At 61.6% G+C, this 17,138-nt stretch carries 16 protein-coding genes and 2 tRNA genes; 11 read left to right on the top strand and 7 right to left on the bottom strand.

Annotated features, from left to right (window positions below):
• The first annotated feature begins 91 nt into the window (after positions 1-91).
• The 8 genes from CW354_RS17185 (at position 92) to CW354_RS17150 (ending at position 5,345) form a co-directional block, all read left to right on the top strand.
• Positions 92-628, top strand: a complete 537-nt coding sequence (locus CW354_RS17185; RefSeq protein ID WP_104831312.1) for a ubiquinol-cytochrome C chaperone family protein — start codon at positions 92-94, stop codon at positions 626-628.
• On the top strand, positions 625-1,152 hold the full coding sequence (locus tag CW354_RS17180) for a YceD family protein (RefSeq protein WP_104831311.1): 528 nt from the start codon (positions 625-627) through the stop codon (positions 1,150-1,152). Before CW354_RS17185 ends, CW354_RS17180 begins: the two co-directional genes overlap by 4 nt.
• A 141-nt stretch (positions 1,153-1,293) precedes the next feature.
• Positions 1,294-2,373 (top strand): phosphate acyltransferase PlsX, encoded by a 1,080-nt coding sequence (gene plsX / locus CW354_RS17175; protein ID WP_104831802.1) that lies wholly within the window; start codon positions 1,294-1,296, stop codon positions 2,371-2,373.
• Positions 2,370-3,341, top strand: a complete 972-nt coding sequence (locus CW354_RS17170) for a beta-ketoacyl-ACP synthase III (RefSeq protein ID WP_104831310.1) — start codon at positions 2,370-2,372, stop codon at positions 3,339-3,341. Before plsX ends, CW354_RS17170 begins: the two co-directional genes overlap by 4 nt.
• A 115-nt stretch (positions 3,342-3,456) precedes the next feature.
• Entirely contained in the window at positions 3,457-3,774 is a 318-nt protein-coding gene (locus CW354_RS17165; protein ID WP_104831309.1) for an integration host factor subunit alpha, read from the top strand.
• 47 nt (positions 3,775-3,821) lie between these two features.
• Positions 3,822-4,343, top strand: a complete 522-nt coding sequence (locus CW354_RS17160; protein ID WP_243396438.1) for a MerR family transcriptional regulator — start codon at positions 3,822-3,824, stop codon at positions 4,341-4,343.
• An 84-nt stretch (positions 4,344-4,427) separates the two neighbouring features.
• Positions 4,428-4,504, top strand: a tRNA-Pro gene (locus tag CW354_RS17155).
• A 349-nt stretch (positions 4,505-4,853) separates the two neighbouring features.
• Entirely contained in the window at positions 4,854-5,345 is a 492-nt protein-coding gene (locus tag CW354_RS17150; protein WP_133162356.1) for a tetratricopeptide repeat protein, read from the top strand.
• A 7-nt stretch (positions 5,346-5,352) separates the two neighbouring features.
• Here CW354_RS17150 and CW354_RS17145 read toward each other — a convergent pair whose 3' ends face one another.
• A complete protein-coding gene (locus CW354_RS17145; RefSeq protein ID WP_104831307.1) occupies positions 5,353-5,739 on the bottom strand; it encodes a hypothetical protein in 387 nt (128 codons plus the stop codon).
• A gap of 121 nt (positions 5,740-5,860) precedes the next feature.
• Positions 5,861-7,510: an acyl-CoA dehydrogenase family protein gene (locus CW354_RS17140; RefSeq protein ID WP_104831306.1), complete on the bottom strand. Its 1,650-nt coding sequence runs from the start codon at positions 7,508-7,510 to the stop codon at positions 5,861-5,863.
• A gap of 126 nt (positions 7,511-7,636) precedes the next feature.
• On the opposite strand from CW354_RS17140, the gene CW354_RS17135 reads away from it, so the two are divergent.
• Positions 7,637-9,295, top strand: a complete 1,659-nt coding sequence (locus tag CW354_RS17135; protein WP_165793792.1) for an amidohydrolase — start codon at positions 7,637-7,639, stop codon at positions 9,293-9,295.
• A 12-nt stretch (positions 9,296-9,307) separates the two neighbouring features.
• Here the strand turns inward: CW354_RS17135 and CW354_RS17130 are convergent, their stop codons facing one another.
• From CW354_RS17130 to rlmB, 5 genes are all read right to left on the bottom strand, one after another.
• Positions 9,308-9,952, bottom strand: a complete 645-nt coding sequence (locus CW354_RS17130; RefSeq protein WP_207764882.1) for an HAD-IA family hydrolase — start codon at positions 9,950-9,952, stop codon at positions 9,308-9,310.
• Complete coding sequence (locus tag CW354_RS23715) at positions 9,952-10,332, bottom strand: GFA family protein (RefSeq protein WP_104831303.1); 381 nt, start codon at positions 10,330-10,332, stop codon at positions 9,952-9,954. Before CW354_RS23715 ends, CW354_RS17130 begins: the two co-directional genes overlap by 1 nt.
• Positions 10,329-10,958: a glutathione S-transferase family protein gene (locus CW354_RS17120; RefSeq protein WP_104831302.1), complete on the bottom strand. Its 630-nt coding sequence runs from the start codon at positions 10,956-10,958 to the stop codon at positions 10,329-10,331. The genes CW354_RS23715 and CW354_RS17120 overlap by 4 nt, the downstream gene beginning before the upstream one ends.
• A 70-nt stretch (positions 10,959-11,028) precedes the next feature.
• The gene (locus CW354_RS17115) at positions 11,029-12,153 is read right to left on the bottom strand and encodes a site-2 protease family protein (RefSeq protein ID WP_104831301.1); all 1,125 of its coding nucleotides are present in this window, start codon (positions 12,151-12,153) and stop codon (positions 11,029-11,031) included.
• A 33-nt stretch (positions 12,154-12,186) separates the two neighbouring features.
• On the bottom strand, positions 12,187-13,008 hold the full coding sequence (gene rlmB, locus CW354_RS17110; protein ID WP_104831300.1) for a 23S rRNA (guanosine(2251)-2'-O)-methyltransferase RlmB: 822 nt from the start codon (positions 13,006-13,008) through the stop codon (positions 12,187-12,189).
• Positions 13,009-13,204: 196 nt separating this feature from the next.
• On the opposite strand from rlmB, the gene CW354_RS17105 reads away from it, so the two are divergent.
• Both CW354_RS17105 and CW354_RS17100 read left to right on the top strand, forming a co-directional pair.
• Positions 13,205-13,290: transfer RNA gene (locus tag CW354_RS17105), tRNA-Tyr, on the top strand.
• A 701-nt stretch (positions 13,291-13,991) separates the two neighbouring features.
• Entirely contained in the window at positions 13,992-17,123 is a 3,132-nt protein-coding gene (locus tag CW354_RS17100; RefSeq protein WP_207764881.1) for a TonB-dependent receptor, read from the top strand.
• Positions 17,124-17,138: the final 15 nt, after the last annotated feature.

The raw sequence follows: 17,138 nt of genomic DNA, 5'->3' as shown, positions 1-17,138 counted from the left end.
CTCTAGGGCAGTGATCTACCAGTGATTTCAAATTGCCGCAAATCCAAGATATAGGCCCTGAATTCGGACCTTCGCCCCTCGGGAAAGCCTTATGTTCAAAGACTTGTTCAGGAAAGATCCGGCGCTTGAGGCCGGCCGCGCGCTTTACGCCGCGGCGGTGGAGCAGGCGCGGGCGCCGGCGCTGTACCGGGATTTCGCCACGCCGGACACCGTCGAGGGCCGTTTCGAACAGGTCGCCCTGCACGTTTATCTGATCATGCGCCGTCTGAAGGGCGACGACGCGGCGAAAAAGGCGAGCCAGAGTCTGATGGACGCCATGTTTCAGAATATGGACGACAGCCTGCGCGAGCTTGGGGTCGGCGATCTTCAGGTCGGCAAAAAGGTGAGGGTGCTCGCCGAGAACTTTTACGGCCGCATCGGCGCCTATGAAGCCGCGCTCAAGGACGACGCCCCGGAAAACGATCTCGCCGAGGCGCTCGCCCGCAACATATACGGCGTCGAAGAGTGCGAAGAGGCGGGGGCGCTCGCCGCCTATGTGCGAAAAGCCGACCGCTATCTGGCGGACCAGCCGGCGGCGCGCATGGCGAACGGCATTGTGATGTTTCCTGACATAGAGCGCGCATCATGACCGAAAGCAAACCCAACACGCCCGAATTCACTCACGAAATCGAACTCGGCGAAGTCGGAAAACACGGCAAAACATTCCGCCTTTCCGCTAATGAGGAAGAACGCGCCAGGATTGCTGCGCGGCTCGATGCGCCATCGGTCGAAAAACTCGACGGTGAGATGTGCATTTCCGCAACGAAATCCGCGATCCGCGTTGAAGGAAAGATCGATGCGGAACTGACCCGCGAATGCGTCGCCTCGCTCGAACCGATGCAGGAGCGCGTGTCGGAAGACTTCGAGATCGATTTTCTGCGCGAGCCGCCCGAAGAAATGAGCGAGGAAGAAGACCTGGAGGCGCCGGAAGTGCATGAAGGCTCGCGGCTCGATCTCGGCGAGCTGCTGGTGCAGCAATTGTCTCTCGCCATGGACCCGTTCCCCCGGAAAGAGGGGGTGGAAAGCCTCGCCGAGGCCTATGCGCCGCCGGAAAAGCTTTCGCCTTTCGCCGGGCTCAAAAGCATTTTGGGAAAAGACGATGATAATCAATAGGTTTACGGCGGCGGCGAAGGGGCTATAAGGACGCTTCCGGCCCCTCCCGGAGAGGCTTTCCGGCGCATGGGGCGCGCGTTGCCACAAGCGGCGGGCGCCCATATCCTGCGCCGCACCAGAAAATGGCAGGTTGGATTGGCGATGACCGAAGAGCGTGACGTAACGCTCGCGATTGACGCGATGGGCGGCGACGCCGGTCCTCAGGCGGTCGTTGACGGCGTCGCCCACGCGGTGAAGGGCGGCCTTAAAACGCGTTTTATTTTCTTCGGCGACAAAGCCGAGCTTGAGCCGTTGATCGCCGCGCACAGCCACATCGCAGATGCGGAAATCCGGCACGCTGAAAATGTCGTCTCCATGACCGACAAGCCGATGCATGTCCTGCGTCGCGGACATGACACCTCCATGTGGGCGGCGGTCTCGGCGCTTGACGGCGGCGAGGCGCAGGCGGTCGTTTCCTGCGGTAACACCGGCGCCCTGATGGCGGTGGCGCGCAAGCAGCTCGGCATGATCGAGGGCGTCGAACGTCCGGCCATCACGGCGCTCTGGCCGACGCCGCGCGGGCGCACGGTCGTTCTCGATGTGGGCGCCAATGTGGAGGCGACCGGCGACCAGCTCGTTCAGTTCGCCATTATGGGCGAGGCGTTCTTCCGGGCGCTGACGAAAGCGCCGAAGCCGACCGTCGGCCTTCTCAATGTCGGCGCTGAAGACTTGAAAGGCCACGATCTCATCCGCACTGCCGCGCGCGTTCTGCGCGAGGCCGATCCCGACATGGCCTTCAAGGGCTTCGTCGAAGGCAATGACATATCCAAGGGCACGGTGGACGTCGTCGTCACCGACGGGTTTACAGGAAACGTGGCCTTGAAAACCGCGGAGGGCGCGGCGCGCCTGCTCGGCCAGTGGATGAAGGAGACGCTGACCGGCACCTGGAACGCCAAGCTCGGCGCGCTTTTGATGGCGCCGGGCCTGAGAAAGCTCAAGGCGCGGATCGATCCTTCCTCGAATAATGGCGGCGTCTTTCTTGGCGTCAACGGCATCGTTGTCAAAAGTCATGGCGGCGCCGACGCGCGCGGCGTTGAGAGCGCTGTCAAAATGGCGGCGAGCCTTGCCAAGCGGCCCTTCGGCGACGAGGTTGCCTCAACTGTGAAAACCGTTATGGACCGGCGTCAGCGCATCGCCGAAACAGCGGCGGATGATGATACGATAAAAGCGGCGGCGGTATGAGTTTGAAAGCAGTGCTGCGCGGATGCGGCGCTTATTTGCCTGAAAAAGTCCTCACCAACGACGAACTCTCAAAGCGCGTTGATACGAGCGACGAATGGATTCGCGAGCGCACGGGGATTCGCGCGCGCCACATCGCCGCGGAAGGCGAGCTGACATCGGACCTTGCGGTCGGCGCGGCGGAGGCCGCGCTTAAAGACGCCGGGCTGACGGCGAAAGACATCGATCTCATTATCGTCGCCACGACGACGCCGGACCTCACCTTTCCATCCACGGCCGCCATCGTGCAGGCGAAGCTGGACGCCGGCGAGGGCGCGGCCTTCGACATCCAGGCGGTCTGCACAGGCTTCGTCTACGCGCTCTCGACGGCGGAGAAGTTCCTGACGAGCGGCCAGCACAAGCGCGCGCTCGTCATCGGCGCGGAGACCTTTTCGCGTATTCTCGATTGGGAGGACCGGGCGACCTGCGTTCTTTTCGGCGACGGCGCCGGGGCCTTCGTCATGGAAGCTCAGCCTGCGGAGGAAGCCGGCGATCGCGGCCTCATGGCGAGCTATCTTCGCTGCGACGGGCGCATGGTCGACCTGCTTTATGTCGATGGCGGGGTCTCGGCCACGAAGACCACAGGCCATGTCAGGATGCAGGGCAACAAGGTCTTCCGCGAGGCGGTCACGCGCATTTCCGACGCTATGGTGAAGGTCTGCGCCGAGGCGGACACGCCTGTCACAGACATCGACTGGTTCGTGCCCCATCAGGCCAATGAGCGAATCATCCAGGGCGTCGTGAAAAAGCTCGACCTCCGGCCCGATCAGGTCGTCTCGACCATCTCGGGCCAGGGCAACACCTCCGCCGCTTCGATCCCGCTCGCCTATTGCGCCGGCGTCGCTGACGGGCGCATCAAAAAAGGCGATCTTGTCCTGTTCGAAGCTATGGGGGGCGGGCTCACCTGGGGCGCGGCCTTGATGCGGGTTTAGGACGCGGCGGCCTAAGGGCCTGAAAAACAGGCAATATTTATCAAAGACTTATTGACCTTATGGGCCTCCACCCGTTAACCTTGGAGCCTCGTGGGAGAAGCGGGCAGGGACCAGCATGACGGGAAAAACCATCACCAGAGCGGACCTGACCGATGCCGTTTATCGGTCTCTAGGCATTTCGCGCAATGAATCTTCAGCATTTGTCGAGCGCATTCTCGATGAAGTGGCGCAGACCCTGGAAAAAGGCGAGACGGTCAAGATTTCGTCTTTCGGCACGTTTTCCGTGCGGGACAAAAAGCTGCGCATGGGCAGAAATCCGAAAACCGGCGAGGAAGTGCCGATCGAGCCGCGGCGCGTCATCACCTTCCGCGCCTCTCACGTCCTCAAGGACCAGATCAACGACACACACCGGCAGGCGAACGCCGCCGAATAACGCCCGCGCCAAGAAGCAGAATTTGGGCCCGAACCCGAGCTGAATTTATGTCAGTGGCGAAATCCGCCGACGCCTTTCGCACCATCTCCGAAGCCGCCCATGAACTGGACGTGCCTCAGCATGTGTTGCGGCACTGGGAAGAGGTGTTCGGCCAGGTGCGGCCCATGCGGCGGGCCGGCGGACGGCGCTATTACCGCCCGCTCGACATCGATCTCCTGCGCGGCATTCGCGTCCTGCTTTACGAACAACGCTACACGACCAAGGGCGTCCAGAAGATCTTCAAGGACGAAGGCGTCAAATATGTCTCCGAGCTTGGCCGGCGCGCAGCGGCCGGCGAAAGCGTGGACGTCCGGCCCGTTCTCGAAGACGACGCCGAGGCGCCCGACCAGACCGAGACCCTGGAGCTCGGTGCGGCGGAGGCCTTTAAGGCCGCGCCGCTCTCTCCCGATATGCGCCGGGCCCTGAAAGCGCTTCTCGCGCGGCTCGAAAATGTTCAGGACGCGCTCGATCAGGCGGCGCTGGCGCTCGAGGCGATCGAGCCCGAACAAGGCGAAGCGGCCGCCGAATAAAGCCCATTTCTTCATTGCCCCTGACGGGTTCGCCTCCTATAAGACCCGCTCGCGCCGGGCGCTTCGCCCGTTCCCGCGAAAGGTCGGAGCGTAGCGCAGCCTGGTAGCGCACTTGACTGGGGGTCAAGGGGTCGTGGGTTCGAATCCCGCCGCTCCGACCATTTTCAAATAACCCTTCGCAATTTTTCAAAAGCCGGATTGAACTCAATCCTTAAGGGGAAAAGCGTTTGCGCCTGCGGTCGGGAGTGACTGCGTTATCGCGACACCGATTGTTTGAGGCGCCGCCGCGCCGGCTATTTTTCAAACACTTGAAGTCTTGCGCCGCCGTTTACGATAAACGCGCGCTTACCATGGTTGGGCCGCTTTTTTTATGCGGTTTCATCGTGCGTTCGCGTTTGCACAAAAATAATCATGAATCGGTTGGAAGCCGCCGATCCGTTTAAGATTTCGGATGCAAATCCTTGCGAATGATTTCCGCGTTGCTTGCTGGATTTCAGTGCGGGGCTTTACATGGCTGCCCATCCTTTGGGTGTTATTGTCGGCGGGGTTTCCTGCCTCGGCGTCGGCGCGGCGGTCGTGACTGTGGCTTCCGGTCCCGGCGCTGGCGTGGAAGCGCCGGCGGCGGAGGAAGCATCCGCGTCCGAAGTCTATTCAATCGAAGAGCGCTACAAAGAACTGGACGAATTGCGCCTTGGCTGCGCGAAAGGCGAAGGCGAGGCCTGTTTCGAACTTGGCCGCGCCCATGAAACGCGCGAAGACCTCTGGGGCCAGCAGGTAAAGGGGGAAGGCGTCCGGCGCGACGACCGAAAAGCCGCGCGTTATTTTCGCCTCTCATGCAAGGCGGGGGTCAAAGAAGGATGCCGGCGCCTCGGCCGGATGTATGAGGCCGGAAAGGGCGTCGCTGAGGATCGCGCCGCCGCCGCGCGTTTTTATCACAAGGCCTGCGGCTTGCGCGATGGCGGCGGCTGCAAAGATTGGGGCGGCGCGTCGGCGGGCGAATAAAGCCGGGTTAGATGTCGATCCGCGTGCGGCGATAGCGATGCGCGCGCGCGCCGGTCACCCGCTGGTCGAGACGGTAAAGGCTCGCCACGTCGCATTGCGGGCGCGCCTCGATCACGAAATGCGCGGCGTCTTCGTCGCTGCGCGCCGGGAACTGATGGCTGAAGCCGCCGGCGAACCCCTTGGCGAAATTCGCGACATCTATTTTCGCTTCATCTGCCCCGTCAGCGCAGCGCGCATACATCACTTCATATTTCGGCGTCATGCCGATCAGCCCTTGCACTTCCAGCAGCGGATTGCGCCGCAGTTCTTCAGGTTTCATGACGAAGGCGGCGCCGGCGATCGCCAGGATCGCCGGAATCGCCGCGTAGGAGGAAATCTCGATGCGTTGCGCCATGGCGCTTCAAACCTCGTGTGTCTGAAATCCTTACGAGGAAGTTAGAAAACGCCTCTTGAGAGAGATTTAAGGGAATATGTCGGATTGGCCTTAACGACCTTTGCGCGCCGGGCTGGCGGCGTCAAACCGGGCGGGCCCGCTCGATGATCGCCGTCGCGTCGATCTTCGCCGTCACAGCGCCATAGGCGTAAGAGCGATTTTCCGGGTCAAGCCGCGCATTGCAGAAGCCGTCGAAAACATAATCCGGCGCTGTCTGTTTCAGCGCGGCGGCGGATAGGGCGAGCGCCATGTCTTCGGCGAAGGCCCGCGCGGTTCCTTCATTCAAGGCGCCCGGCTTCGTCCAGCCGTCGAGCGCCGCGAGATGCCGGTCGAGATGCGCGTTGGCGCCGGCGGCGGCCGTAATCTCTGCGCGCACGGATTCCAGGCTGTCGGGTTCGCGGGCGAGGGCGCGCAGAATATCGAGAGCGATGACATTGCCGGAGCCTTCCCAGATGGCGTTCAAGGGCGACTGGCGGAAAAGTCGCGGCATCGGCCCTTCCTCCACGAAGCCCGCGCCGCCGTGACATTCGAGCGCTTCGTAAACGACGCCGGGCTGGCGCTTGCACACCCAGTATTTGGCGATCGGCGTCGCCAGGCGCATGAAAGCGGCTTCGCGTTCGTCGTTCATGCGATCGAAACTGTAGGCGATGCGCATGGCGAGCGCCGCCGCGGCCTCGGTTTCGAGCGCCAGATCGGCGAGCACCATGGCCATCGCCGGCTGATCGATCAGCTTTTTCTGGAACGCCGAGCGGTGCGCCGCATGCCAAAGCGCTTGCGCTACGCTCGCGCGCATGCCGCCCGCCGAGCCGGCGATGCAGTCGAGCCTTGTATGCTGCACCATCTCGATGATTGTCCTGACGCCGCGGCCTTCCTCGCCGACGCGCTGCGCCCAGGCGCGCGCGTATTCGATTTCCGAAGAGGCGTTGGCGCGGTCGCCGAGCTTGTCCTTGAGGCGCATGATGTGAAACGCGTTTCGGGTTCCGTCGGGACGCCAGCGCGGGACGAGGAAACAGGTGATCCCGGCTTCGGTGCGCGCCAGCGTTAAAAACGCGTCGCACATGGGCGCCGAACAGAACCATTTGTGGCCGGTCAGTTCATATTCGTCGTCGACCACATGCTCGGCGACGGTGGTGTTGGCGCGAATGTCGGAGCCGCCCTGTTTCTCCGTCATCGCCATGCCCATGGTCGCGGCTTTTTTGTCCGCAGCCGGAATAAAACGCGGATCGTAAGCGCCGGCGGTGATGCGCGGGATCCATTCCGCAGCGACTTCGGGCTGGCGCTGGAGCGCGGGAACCGCGGCGTAGGTCATGGTCATGGGGCAGCCGACGCCGGGTTCGCCGCCCGCCTGTAAGTAAGCCATGGCGGCGTGGGCGACATGGCCGCCTTTTTTCGCGGTCCAGGCGATGGAGGAATAGCCGGCGGAAAGGCCAAGATCCATGAGCGCATGATAGGCGGGATGAAACTCCACCTCGTCGAGGCGGTGGCCGTATCGGTCGAAGCTGACGAGCTTCGGCGGGTTCTGATTGGCGAGCCGCGCATTTTCGACCATCTCCGCCGACCCGAGCGCCGCGCCGTAAGCGGAGAGCCGCTCCGCATGGCTTCCCGCGCCGCGCTTTTCGACGTTCTCCTTCAGCGCGCGGTCCGCTTCGAAAAGGTTCACATCCTCGAAGGGCGGGGGCTGGTTGGCGACGTCATGGGTTTCAAGCTCGGATCGGGGGCGGTAGTGGGGCATGCGCGTCTCCTTAGCCTAGAACCTATCGCAACTCGCTTCTGCGCTAAACTGTGTTATGCAGAAGATGCGCTCTATTGCGCGAGGGGGCGCCGCCGCGGGGGGCGGCGCGAAAACGGGAGCTTCGCCATGAAAAATCTGTTTCTTCTCGCCGCTATTTTAGGTCTTGTCTGGGGCTGTTCGAAAGACGGCGGGGAAAACGCCGATGTCCTTTATGTGAACGGCGTCGTCTGGACCGGGGCGCAGGACGCGCCGGACGCCGATGCTGTTGCGGTGAAGGACGGGCGCATAATTTTTGCGGGCGCGGCCGACAATTTCACCGGCGAAGCTGAAGAGACCGTCGACCTCGATGGGCGTTTCATGGCGCCCGGCTTCATCGACAACCATGTGCATTTTCTTGATGGCGGCTTCGGCCTTGCGAGCGTCGATCTGCGCGATGCGGCGACGCCGGAAGAGTTTTCAAAGCGCATCATCGATTACGCCGCGACGCTGCCCGAAGGGCGCTGGGTCCTGAATGGCAACTGGGATCATGAGCGCTGGGGCGGAGAACTGCCGCGTGTGGAATGGATTGATGAAGGAACAGGCTCGACGCCGGTCTTTGTGGTGCGTCTTGACGGCCATATGGCGCTGGCGAATTCCGCGGCGATGGCGCTCGCCGGCGTGACGGCGGAAACGCAAGCCCCCGAAGGCGGCGAAATCGTGCGCGATGAAAACGGCGAACCGGCGGGCGTCTTCAAGGACAACGCCATGTCGCTCATCTACGACGTCATCCCCGAGCCAAGCGAAGAAGAATTGCTCGACGTTTTTCAACTGGCGCAGGATCACGCGCTGAGCCTTGGTTTAACGCAGGTGCATGATGTGGGCGGCACGGGCGGACCGAATGGCAGTTTGCGCGTATTTCGTGAGGCGAAGAAAAAAGGCCTTCTCAAGCTGCGCATCTATTCATTCGCGCCGCTCGCTTATTGGGAAGACGCCCGCGAGCGTGTCGCCGATGAAGGCAAGGGCGATGAAATGTTGCGCTGGGGCGGGCTGAAAGGTTTTGTGGACGGTTCTCTCGGCTCGACCACGGCATGGTTTTACGAGCCTTTCACCGATGCGCCGGAGACCAGCGGTTTTCCCGTGACCGATCCCGATGAGCTGGCGCAATTGATCGCCGACGCCGATGCGGCGGGACTTCACATCGCGGTTCACGCCATCGGCGACAAAGCCATCGACACGCTGCTCAGCGATTTCGAAACGGCGGCGGGCGACGAAATTGTCGGGCGGCGTTATCGCATCGAGCATTTCCAGCATCCGACGCATGAGGCGATCTCCCGCGCGGCGCGCGACGGCGTCATCGCCTCCATGCAGCCTTATCACGCCATTGACGACGGGCGCTGGGCGGAAAAGCGCATCGGGCCGGAGCGGATTAAGACGACTTACGCCTTCCGCTCGATCCTGGACGAAGGCGGGCTCCTGACTTTCGGCTCCGACTGGCCGGTGGCGCCGCTGTCGCCTATCGAAGGCGTTTACGCGGCGGTGACGCGGCGCACTATAGACGGCGCCAATCCGGATGGCTGGCAGCCGCAGGAAAAGATCAGCGTTGAGGAAGCGCTCACTGCCTATACGGCGACGAACGCTTATGCTGGATTGCAGGAAGACGAGCTCGGCAAAATCGCGCTCGGCATGGCGGCGGATTTCGTCGTCCTCTCTGACGATCCGCGCGCCGTGGAGCCGGCCGCCATCAAGGACATCCGCGTTCTGAAGACGATTGTCGGCGGCGAAGAGGTTTACAGCGCGGCTGGATAAAAGCGTACAGGTTTAAAGCGCCAGCCTGTCGAACAGCTCGTCAATCGACGGAGTGACATCGTCGAACGGAACCTTGATCGTGATCATGCCCATGGCGCGGGCGGGTTTTAAGTTGACGCCAAGATCGTCGAGAAAGATACAAGTCTCAGGTGCTACGCAAAGCGCCTCGCACATCATTTCATAGATGCGCGGTTCCGGCTTTCTGACGCCCGCTTTCGACGACTCGATAATATGATCGAAATGGGCGTGGATGCGTTCGACTGTCTCGCGGCTTTCTTCTGGCGCCAGCATGCCTTTGGAATCGATTTTCGGCAGGTTGTTGGTGATGCAGCCCGTCTTGTAGCCGGCGGATTTGATGCGCTCGAGAGCATCGATCATCTCGTGATTGAAATGCAGCCTTAATAGATGGACAAGCGTTTTCCCGCGGATTTCAAACCCGGCGGCTTTGGATTCCTCGGCGAAAGCGGCGTCGAAGTCTTCATGCGTGATTTCCGAGCGCTCAAAACGCGCCCAGGCGTTGTCATGCATGTTCGTCTTGATGACCGAACCGATGAAACGCTCGGGCAGGCCGTGTTCGCGTTCGAAGACGGCGAAGTTCTGCACCGGCGAGGTCGTGAAGACGCCGCCGAAATCGAAAATGACGGCTTCAAATGTCACTATGTCGCGCTCTTGATCCGTTGCGTCCAGGACAGCGCTTCGTCGGGAAAGGCGTCGCCTTCCGGCGCATACTCTTCCGGCTTGTCCATGACGCCGATAAGGAAATGGGTTTCGCCCGCCCATTTGTCGCCGGCATAGGTAAGAGGCGTGCCGCATTTGGCGCAATAGCCGCGCCGGACGCCTTCGGAGCTTTCGTAAAAGCTCGGTTCATCCGTCACCCAGCGGACATTTTCGTTATTAAAGCCGACCCAGGTGGAAAAGGCCGCGCCCGTCGCCTTGCGGCAGGCCTTGCAATGGCAGTTGGAGATGAATTTCGGATCGCTTGTCGCTTCAAAGCGCGCCGCGCCGCACTGACAGCCGCCGGAATGGGGTGCGCTCATGATTCAAACCCGAGTTCAGCGGCGTATTTGGCGCTCGTTTCCTGCGTCTTCGCGAAGGCCGGGCGCGAGGTCATGCGGTCCACATAGTCGGCGATTTTTCCTTTCTTCTCGATAGCGCCGAACATGATCGCGAAGTTTAGCAGCGACCCCATCACAATATCGGCCGCGCTCAATTTCTCGCCGAGAATGTAAGGACCGGCGGAGAGCGCGACGTTGATGGATTTCAGAACGTCTTCTTCCGAGCCGTAACCGGCCGCCATCGGGTTCTCGCGTTTCACGCCGCCAAGCTTGTCCAGCATCATCGGTTCGATGCAGGAGGGGCAGTAAAACATCCAGCGGTAATAGAGACCGCGCTTGGGATCGTTCAGCGCTGGTGCAAATCCCTTGTCCGCAAAAGCGTCAGCGAGGTAGGCGCAGATCGCCGCGCTTTCCGTTACATTGACGCCGTCATGAACGAGCGCGGGCACTTTGCCCATGGGATTAATAGTCAGGAAGTCGGGGCTTTTATGTTCGCCTTCTTTGATGTTCACAAGCTTGATGTCGCAGACCCCGCCGAGCTCTTCATTCAGCCACATGACGGTATCGGCGCGTGTGCGCGGGCAGTAAAAGAAAATCGGTTGTCCCATGGAGCTCTCCTTTTCCGGGCGCCGATCCTAGCGCGGCGGGGGCGATGTGCAAACAAACCGCCGCAGGCGTTCACGCCGATTCAAGGTCCATTTTAAGACCGAGCAGCTTCATCACGTCGGACCGCGACAGCGTGCCGAGAACGCGGTTCCCCTCCGTGACGATCAGCGTGTCGGCGCCGCCTTGCTGCAGGGACTGGAGCGCCGCGATGGCGTCCTGCGCCGGGTCGGCGAGGGCGGCGTCTTCGGGCGGCGTCATCACCTCGCGGACGGTTTTGCGGGACCAGTCTTCGCGCGGCAGGGATTTCAGATGCGCCGTATCGACGACGCCGACGAAACGTCCATGTTCGCTGACGGGAAACGCCGTTTGCTGAAATTCGTAGACATATTTGTCCACAAGCTCGCCGATGGTGAGCGAAGGCGGAACCACATGGGCGTCCTTGTGCATAAGATCGCGCACGGTGACCCCGCCCATGAGCCGGCGCACCTCCATCTGCTGGTAAGAGCCCTGCGCCGCGCTGCGGATGAACATGCCGATCAGGAACCACCACAGGCCCTGGACGAGGCCGCCGCTGAGCGCGGCGAAGAGCCCGAGCATCATCAGCATGAAACCGAAAAGCCCGCCAAGACCTGACGCCCATTTGGTCGCCCAGCGGATGTCGCCTTTGACGGCCCAGAGGACCGAGCGCAAAACGCGCCCGCCATCCATGGGAAAGGCGGGGATCATGTTGAAAATCGCGAGAACGAAATTCAGCCGGCCGAGATAATCGAAAAGCGCGAGCAGGGGCGTGCGGTCCTCGCCGCCGACCCCGCCGAGCCACAGGAAGAGCACGCCGAGAACGATGCTGATCGCGGGCCCCGCAATGGCGGTGAAGAATTCGGCCTTGGCGCTTTCGGGCTCGCCCTGCATTTCCGCAACGCCGCCGAAAAGGAACAGCGTGATCCCGGTCATGCCCGTGCCGAAGGCGCGCGAGACCAGCGAATGCGACAATTCATGAATGACGATGGAGAAAAAGACGCCGATGACGCCGCCGATCGCCATCCACCAATAGGTCGCGGCGGGCCAGCCCTTATAGACGGCGGGAAAGAACCCGAGCGCCAGCGACATGGCGATGAGGAGCGCGAAAAACGTCCAGCTGATGTCGACGCGCACGTCAAAACCGAGAATGCGGAACAGTTTAAGCGAGCGTCCGAACATCGTCTTTTTCCTTTATATTCTTGCCTCGCCTTCTTACGGCTTTTTCCGGCGCATGACTTCATAAAGAGAGACTGCGGCGGCGTTCGAGACATTAAGGCTTTCGACGCCGGAAGAGATGGGGATGCGGTAGAGCTTATTACAGGTGGCGGCGACAAGCTGGCGCAGACCGGCGCCTTCCGCGCCCATGACGAGGGCGAGAGGCGCGTCGGAAAACTCGGTGATTTCTGCTTCGGCTTCCCCGGCGAGACCGGCGCAGTGATAGCCGAGATTCTGCAGGGCCTCGAGCGCGCGGGCGATGTTCACTGCCTGGACGCAGGGCATGGTTTCCACGGCGCCGGCGGCGGCTTTCGCCAAGGCGCCGGAAAGCGGCGGGGTCCGTCGCTCCTGCACGATGACGGCGCGCGCGCCGAAAGCGGCGGCGGCGCGGAAAAGCGCGCCGATATTCTGCGGATCGGTGATCTGATCGAGGATAAGCACGGGGGCGGTAATGTCGGCGGGCGCGCAAACATCCTTGAGCCGCGCCCGGGGAAGCTCCTCTACGAGTGCGGCCAGGCCCTGATGCACCGCCCCTTCATGGAGAAGCTTGTCGATAGCGTCCGGCTTTAAATCCTCAAGCCGGGCGAGAACCGTCTCGCTTGCGCCATGATCGGCCAGCCAGCCGGCGGCGTTCTTGGTGGCGACGACGCGCTTTACCTTACGTTCAGGGTTCGCCAGCGCTGCGGCGACTGCATGGCGGCCGTAAAGCCAGAGGCCGTCCGCCGGCGGGCGCGATTTTCCGGATGCCGAACGCCCGCCTCGGGCCCTTCCTTTTGCGGGGCGCGGTTTTTTCGATTTTGAGCCGGCTTTTTCCTTCATGAGGACGGCCTAGCCGGTTCTTATTGCAAGAGAAACAGGAAATTGGCGGAGGACGCGCCGGGAGCGGTTGCGAAGCTTCAAGCGCGCGGCTATAGACCCCGTTCTCCCGATAGCGGCGAGGCCGGGCGGGCCCCGGTTTGCCGTTGTCTTTCTCGCTGGAGGCGAGCCTTTTCAGGCTTTCCGCCGGCGGCTCCGTGGAGGGGTGGGAGAGTGGTTAAATCCAGCAGACTGTAAATCTGCCCGCGTTAGCGTACGTTGGTTCGAATCCAACCCCCTCCACCATTTTCTCGCTCACGGCCGATCGCTTTGCGATGACCTCCGCGGGGGGGCGGGCTGACCGCCCGGGCCGCAGTCGCGGCCTTGAGTGGAAGGCGCAAAGTTTCGCCATTTAGCTCCGCCATCATTTGGCTCGCGGCGAATTGCTTCGCAATTGCCTCCGGCGGGGCGGCCAAGATAAGCTGGATTGGCCAGCCGGCGCAGCGCACCGTCGTGCGCGTTCAGGCCCAGATTCGAAGTTTCTTCGTCCAGTCCCGCCATTTCATATTCCGCGGCGGATGCGTTTCGCCGGCCTTGGCGCGCCTGTGCAAAAGCTGCTTGCAGGGCTATCGAAACGACTGTGGCATATATGCCATAGGGCGCAACAAGATTGTTAGCGCTAACCAGTCTATATTGATAGCGCAAACATTTTGTGGTGTCGTGGGCTTGGCGCGAATAAGATTCTACCGGCGGGAAATCGCCGCTTCATAAGAACAGGCGCGTCGGACCGGCTTCGTCAGGGAGGTGACAGTGGCCGCAAGCGACCATTTCAAGCGTAGCGTGCAACGTGAGAGGCGCGCCAGAGACGGCTGTTCAAGCAACACCGTCCTGTCGGCCCGTCATGGTCATGAGCGGTTTGTCCAAATGCCCTGAAAATACAACGCAAGATCAAACAACAGCGTTGGCTCGCGCTTGCGAGTTCAAACAAACATCATTGGGAGGCATTGATGAAAATTACGAAAGCAAGACGATTGCTGCAAAGCTGCTCGCGAACGGCGCTGCTCGCGACGGCGTCGGCGGGCATGATATCGGCCGTTCAACCGGCCTATGCGCAGGATGATGAAGAAGACACCATCATCGTCACCGGCATCCGCGGCTCGCTGGGCCGCGCCATGGACGTCAAGCGTGATGCGCACGGCGTCGTCGATGCGATTTCCGCCGAAGATATCGGCAAATTTCCGGACACCAACCTCGCTGAATCGCTGCAGCGGATCACGGGCGTCTCCATCGATCGCGTCAATGGCGAGGGCTCGCTGCTGACGGCGCGCGGTTTCGGGGCCCAGTTCAACCTGGTCACGCTCAACGGCCGTCACATGCCCGCCGCCAACATCACGACGATCGGCGGCGGCGACGGGGCGGACTTCGCCGGCGGCGGAGGACGGTCTTTCGACTTCCAGAACCTGGCTTCGGAAGGCGTCACGCGTCTTGAGGTTTACAAGACCGGCCGTGCGGACAATCCCAGCGGCGGCATCGGCGCGACGGTGAATGTCATGACCGCCCGCCCGCTCGACAATCCCGGCACCCGGCTTACGATCGGCGCAAAGGCGCTCCATGACACCAGCGCCGTGTTCGGCGACGACGTCACGCCGGAGGTGACGGGGCTTGCGAGTTGGACGGATGACAGCGAACGATTCGGGGTCAGCCTCTTCGGGGCCTGGCAACGGCGCGACAGCGGGTCACCCGGCGCGGTCAGCAACACCTGGAACGTTACGACGATTGAAGATTTCCTGAACAACACGGGTCTTCTGCGGCCGACCTCCGTCGTCAACAACGCGCCTTCCGATCCCGACACGCTCGTCACTTTCCCGAATGACAGCCGCTACACGTTCGCCTCGGCTGAACGCGAGCGCCTCAACGGCTACGCCACCGTGCAGTTCAGCCCGACGGAGACGCTGACCTTCACCGCGGACGCCTTTTACGCTCAAAACCTGCAGCAGGAGCAGCGCTCGGAGCAGACCAACTGGTTCAACCGGCCGTTCGACGAAGTGACGTTCTCCGACGACCTGGTGCCGACGACAGAATACCTGTTCGAGGATATCGGCGGCATTGGCAGTCCGAATGTCAAAGACCAGGGGCATGAGCAGCAATTCCGGTCGAGCAAGGAAACGCTGACCTCGTTCGGCTTCAACGCCGAATGGGATAATGGCGATGGATGGCACGCTGAGGTGGATGCGCACACCTCCCGCGCCTGGAGCGGACCGAATTCGAGAAACGAGACGACCTCGACTCTGGTGTCGATCGCCGCGCCGACGACCGACGCGCATTCGCTCGATCTGACCGGTCCTCTCCCGGTCCAAAATGTCGTTTTTAACGACTGTACGCGTCAAGGCGTCACCGCCGACGGTTTCCCGGGGACCAACTGCAACGGGATGCTGGATGTCGCTGACTTAGGATCGCAGGTTGCGCGCACCAACCTGTCGCAGGTGACAAACCAGATCAATGAAGTTCAGTTCAGTGTGGGTCGCGAATTCGGCGACGGCGCCCGCCTCGATTTTGGCGGCGAGTGGCAGGATGGCGACTTCAGTCGGTTGCAGGCCGGCACCACCCAGACGCTGGGCGACTGGGGCATCGTCAATCCAGGCGATGTCGCCCAACTTGCGCCGGGGGTGGTCGAATCCTTCTGTCTGGCCTGTCAGTTTAACGACTTCTCGACAGGCGGCGCCGCCCAGGTCGTGCCGCGCGGCAACGCACTCGATTTGTATGACGCGCTGTCGCCGTACTATCTCGATCTCGGCAATATCCCCACCACCAGCAACAGCTTCGACACCGTCAGTGAGCGGATTTTTGCGGTCTGGGGGCAGGTTTCTTGGGAAGGCGAGTTCGCAAGCCGGCCGGCGGAGTTGGTGTTCGGCGTCCGCTATGAAGACACGAATGTTTCAGCAACGACGACGCAGCTTATTCCCACCGTGATCCGTTGGGAGGCGGATAACGACATCCGGACGATCAACAGCGTCGATCAGGGGACGGTCACCGGCACGGGCGGTTACAACGATCTCTTGCCCAACGTGGACTTCAAGATCGAGGCTATGCCGAACGTCATCGCCCGCGCATCCTACAGTGAAACCATCGCACGGCCCACTTTCGGCAATCTGTCTCCGGGGGCCAGTCCCGATGCACGGCCGCTGGATCGTCCGTCGTTCCTGGGCGGCCAGGCGAGCGGGTCGGCCAACAACACCGGGCTGTTGCCCTTGCGCTCGAAGAACCTCGATCTTTCGTTCGAATGGTATTTCGACGATGCGAGTTATGTTTCGGTCGGCTTCTTCGACAAGCGGGTGCGCAACTTTATCGGGAATGGCGTCACCAGCCGAACCCTGTTCGATCTGCGCGATCCGACATCCGGCAATGCAGGCACGCGCTCGGGCGATGCGCTGGACCTTATCGGAGAGTTGGGGCTCGTGCAGAACGACGTCAGTTTGTTCACGGCAACGGCGCTGGTTGATCAGTTCGGCGTTGACGCGGCCCGTACCATGCTCGCGGCCAACCAGACCGGGGCCGACCTCGATCAGGCCTTTGTCGACCAGACGCTCGCCGACTACGACGTTCTCGGCAATTCGGACGATCCCATCCTTAATTTCGAGGTGGACGTGCCGATCAACAACAGGGAAGGCAAGATTCGCGGCATCGAATTCGCCTTCCAGCACTTCTTCGGCGAGGACATCGGCATTCCGGGCCTCGGCGTTCAGGCGAACTACACCTTTGTCGACGGCGACGTAGAAGCGGATGTGACCCGGGTGCCGGACGCGGATGAATTCGCCCTTGTCGGCCTCAGCAACACTGCGAACGCGACCCTGATCTATGAAAATTACGGCATCTCGGCTCGCGTCGCCTTCAACTGGCGGGACGATTTTGCAGCGCAGCTGAACACCAACGGCGGCAACCGCAACCCGCTGATCACCGAAGCGTTTAAGCAAGTCGATGCAAGCGTTTCCTATGATTTGACGGAAAATCTGCAGCTCACATTCGAAGGCATTAACCTTCTGGGCGAGGATATCCGTCAACATGCCCGGTCCGAAACGGCCTATGTGTTCGTTCAGGACTTGAGCCCGCGTTTCCTCTTCGGGGCGCGCTATCGGTTCTAACGTCAAAAAAGAGTG

It is taken from the genome of Hyphococcus luteus (assembly GCF_002943565.1).
In the GTDB taxonomy this organism is placed as follows: domain Bacteria; phylum Pseudomonadota; class Alphaproteobacteria; order Caulobacterales; family Parvularculaceae; genus Hyphococcus; species Hyphococcus luteus.
This window is presented reverse-complemented; position numbering and strand designations above follow the sequence as displayed.

Bases quoted from the DNA above. Each gene is read 5' to 3' on its own strand.
- CW354_RS17100 (WP_207764881.1), top strand. From the start codon at position 13,992: ATGAAAATTACGAAAGCAAGACGATTGCTGCAAAGCTGCTCGCGAACG.
- CW354_RS17140 (WP_104831306.1), bottom strand. From the start codon at position 7,510: ATGCCCCACTACCGCCCCCGATCCGAGCTTGAAACCCATGACGTCGCC.
- CW354_RS17180 (WP_104831311.1), top strand. From the start codon at position 625: ATGACCGAAAGCAAACCCAACACGCCCGAATTCACTCACGAAATCGAA.
- CW354_RS17160 (WP_243396438.1), top strand. From the start codon at position 3,822: ATGTCAGTGGCGAAATCCGCCGACGCCTTTCGCACCATCTCCGAAGCC.
- CW354_RS17115 (WP_104831301.1), bottom strand. From the start codon at position 12,153: ATGTTCGGACGCTCGCTTAAACTGTTCCGCATTCTCGGTTTTGACGTG.
- CW354_RS17170 (WP_104831310.1), top strand. From the start codon at position 2,370: ATGAGTTTGAAAGCAGTGCTGCGCGGATGCGGCGCTTATTTGCCTGAA.
- CW354_RS17145 (WP_104831307.1), bottom strand. From the start codon at position 5,739: ATGGCGCAACGCATCGAGATTTCCTCCTACGCGGCGATTCCGGCGATC.
- CW354_RS17165 (WP_104831309.1), top strand. From the start codon at position 3,457: ATGACGGGAAAAACCATCACCAGAGCGGACCTGACCGATGCCGTTTAT.
- CW354_RS23715 (WP_104831303.1), bottom strand. From the start codon at position 10,332: ATGAGCGCACCCCATTCCGGCGGCTGTCAGTGCGGCGCGGCGCGCTTT.
- plsX (WP_104831802.1), top strand. From the start codon at position 1,294: ATGACCGAAGAGCGTGACGTAACGCTCGCGATTGACGCGATGGGCGGC.
- CW354_RS17185 (WP_104831312.1), top strand. From the start codon at position 92: ATGTTCAAAGACTTGTTCAGGAAAGATCCGGCGCTTGAGGCCGGCCGC.
- rlmB (WP_104831300.1), bottom strand. From the start codon at position 13,008: ATGAAGGAAAAAGCCGGCTCAAAATCGAAAAAACCGCGCCCCGCAAAA.
- CW354_RS17135 (WP_165793792.1), top strand. From the start codon at position 7,637: ATGAAAAATCTGTTTCTTCTCGCCGCTATTTTAGGTCTTGTCTGGGGC.
- CW354_RS17120 (WP_104831302.1), bottom strand. From the start codon at position 10,958: ATGGGACAACCGATTTTCTTTTACTGCCCGCGCACACGCGCCGATACC.
- CW354_RS17150 (WP_133162356.1), top strand. From the start codon at position 4,854: ATGGCTGCCCATCCTTTGGGTGTTATTGTCGGCGGGGTTTCCTGCCTC.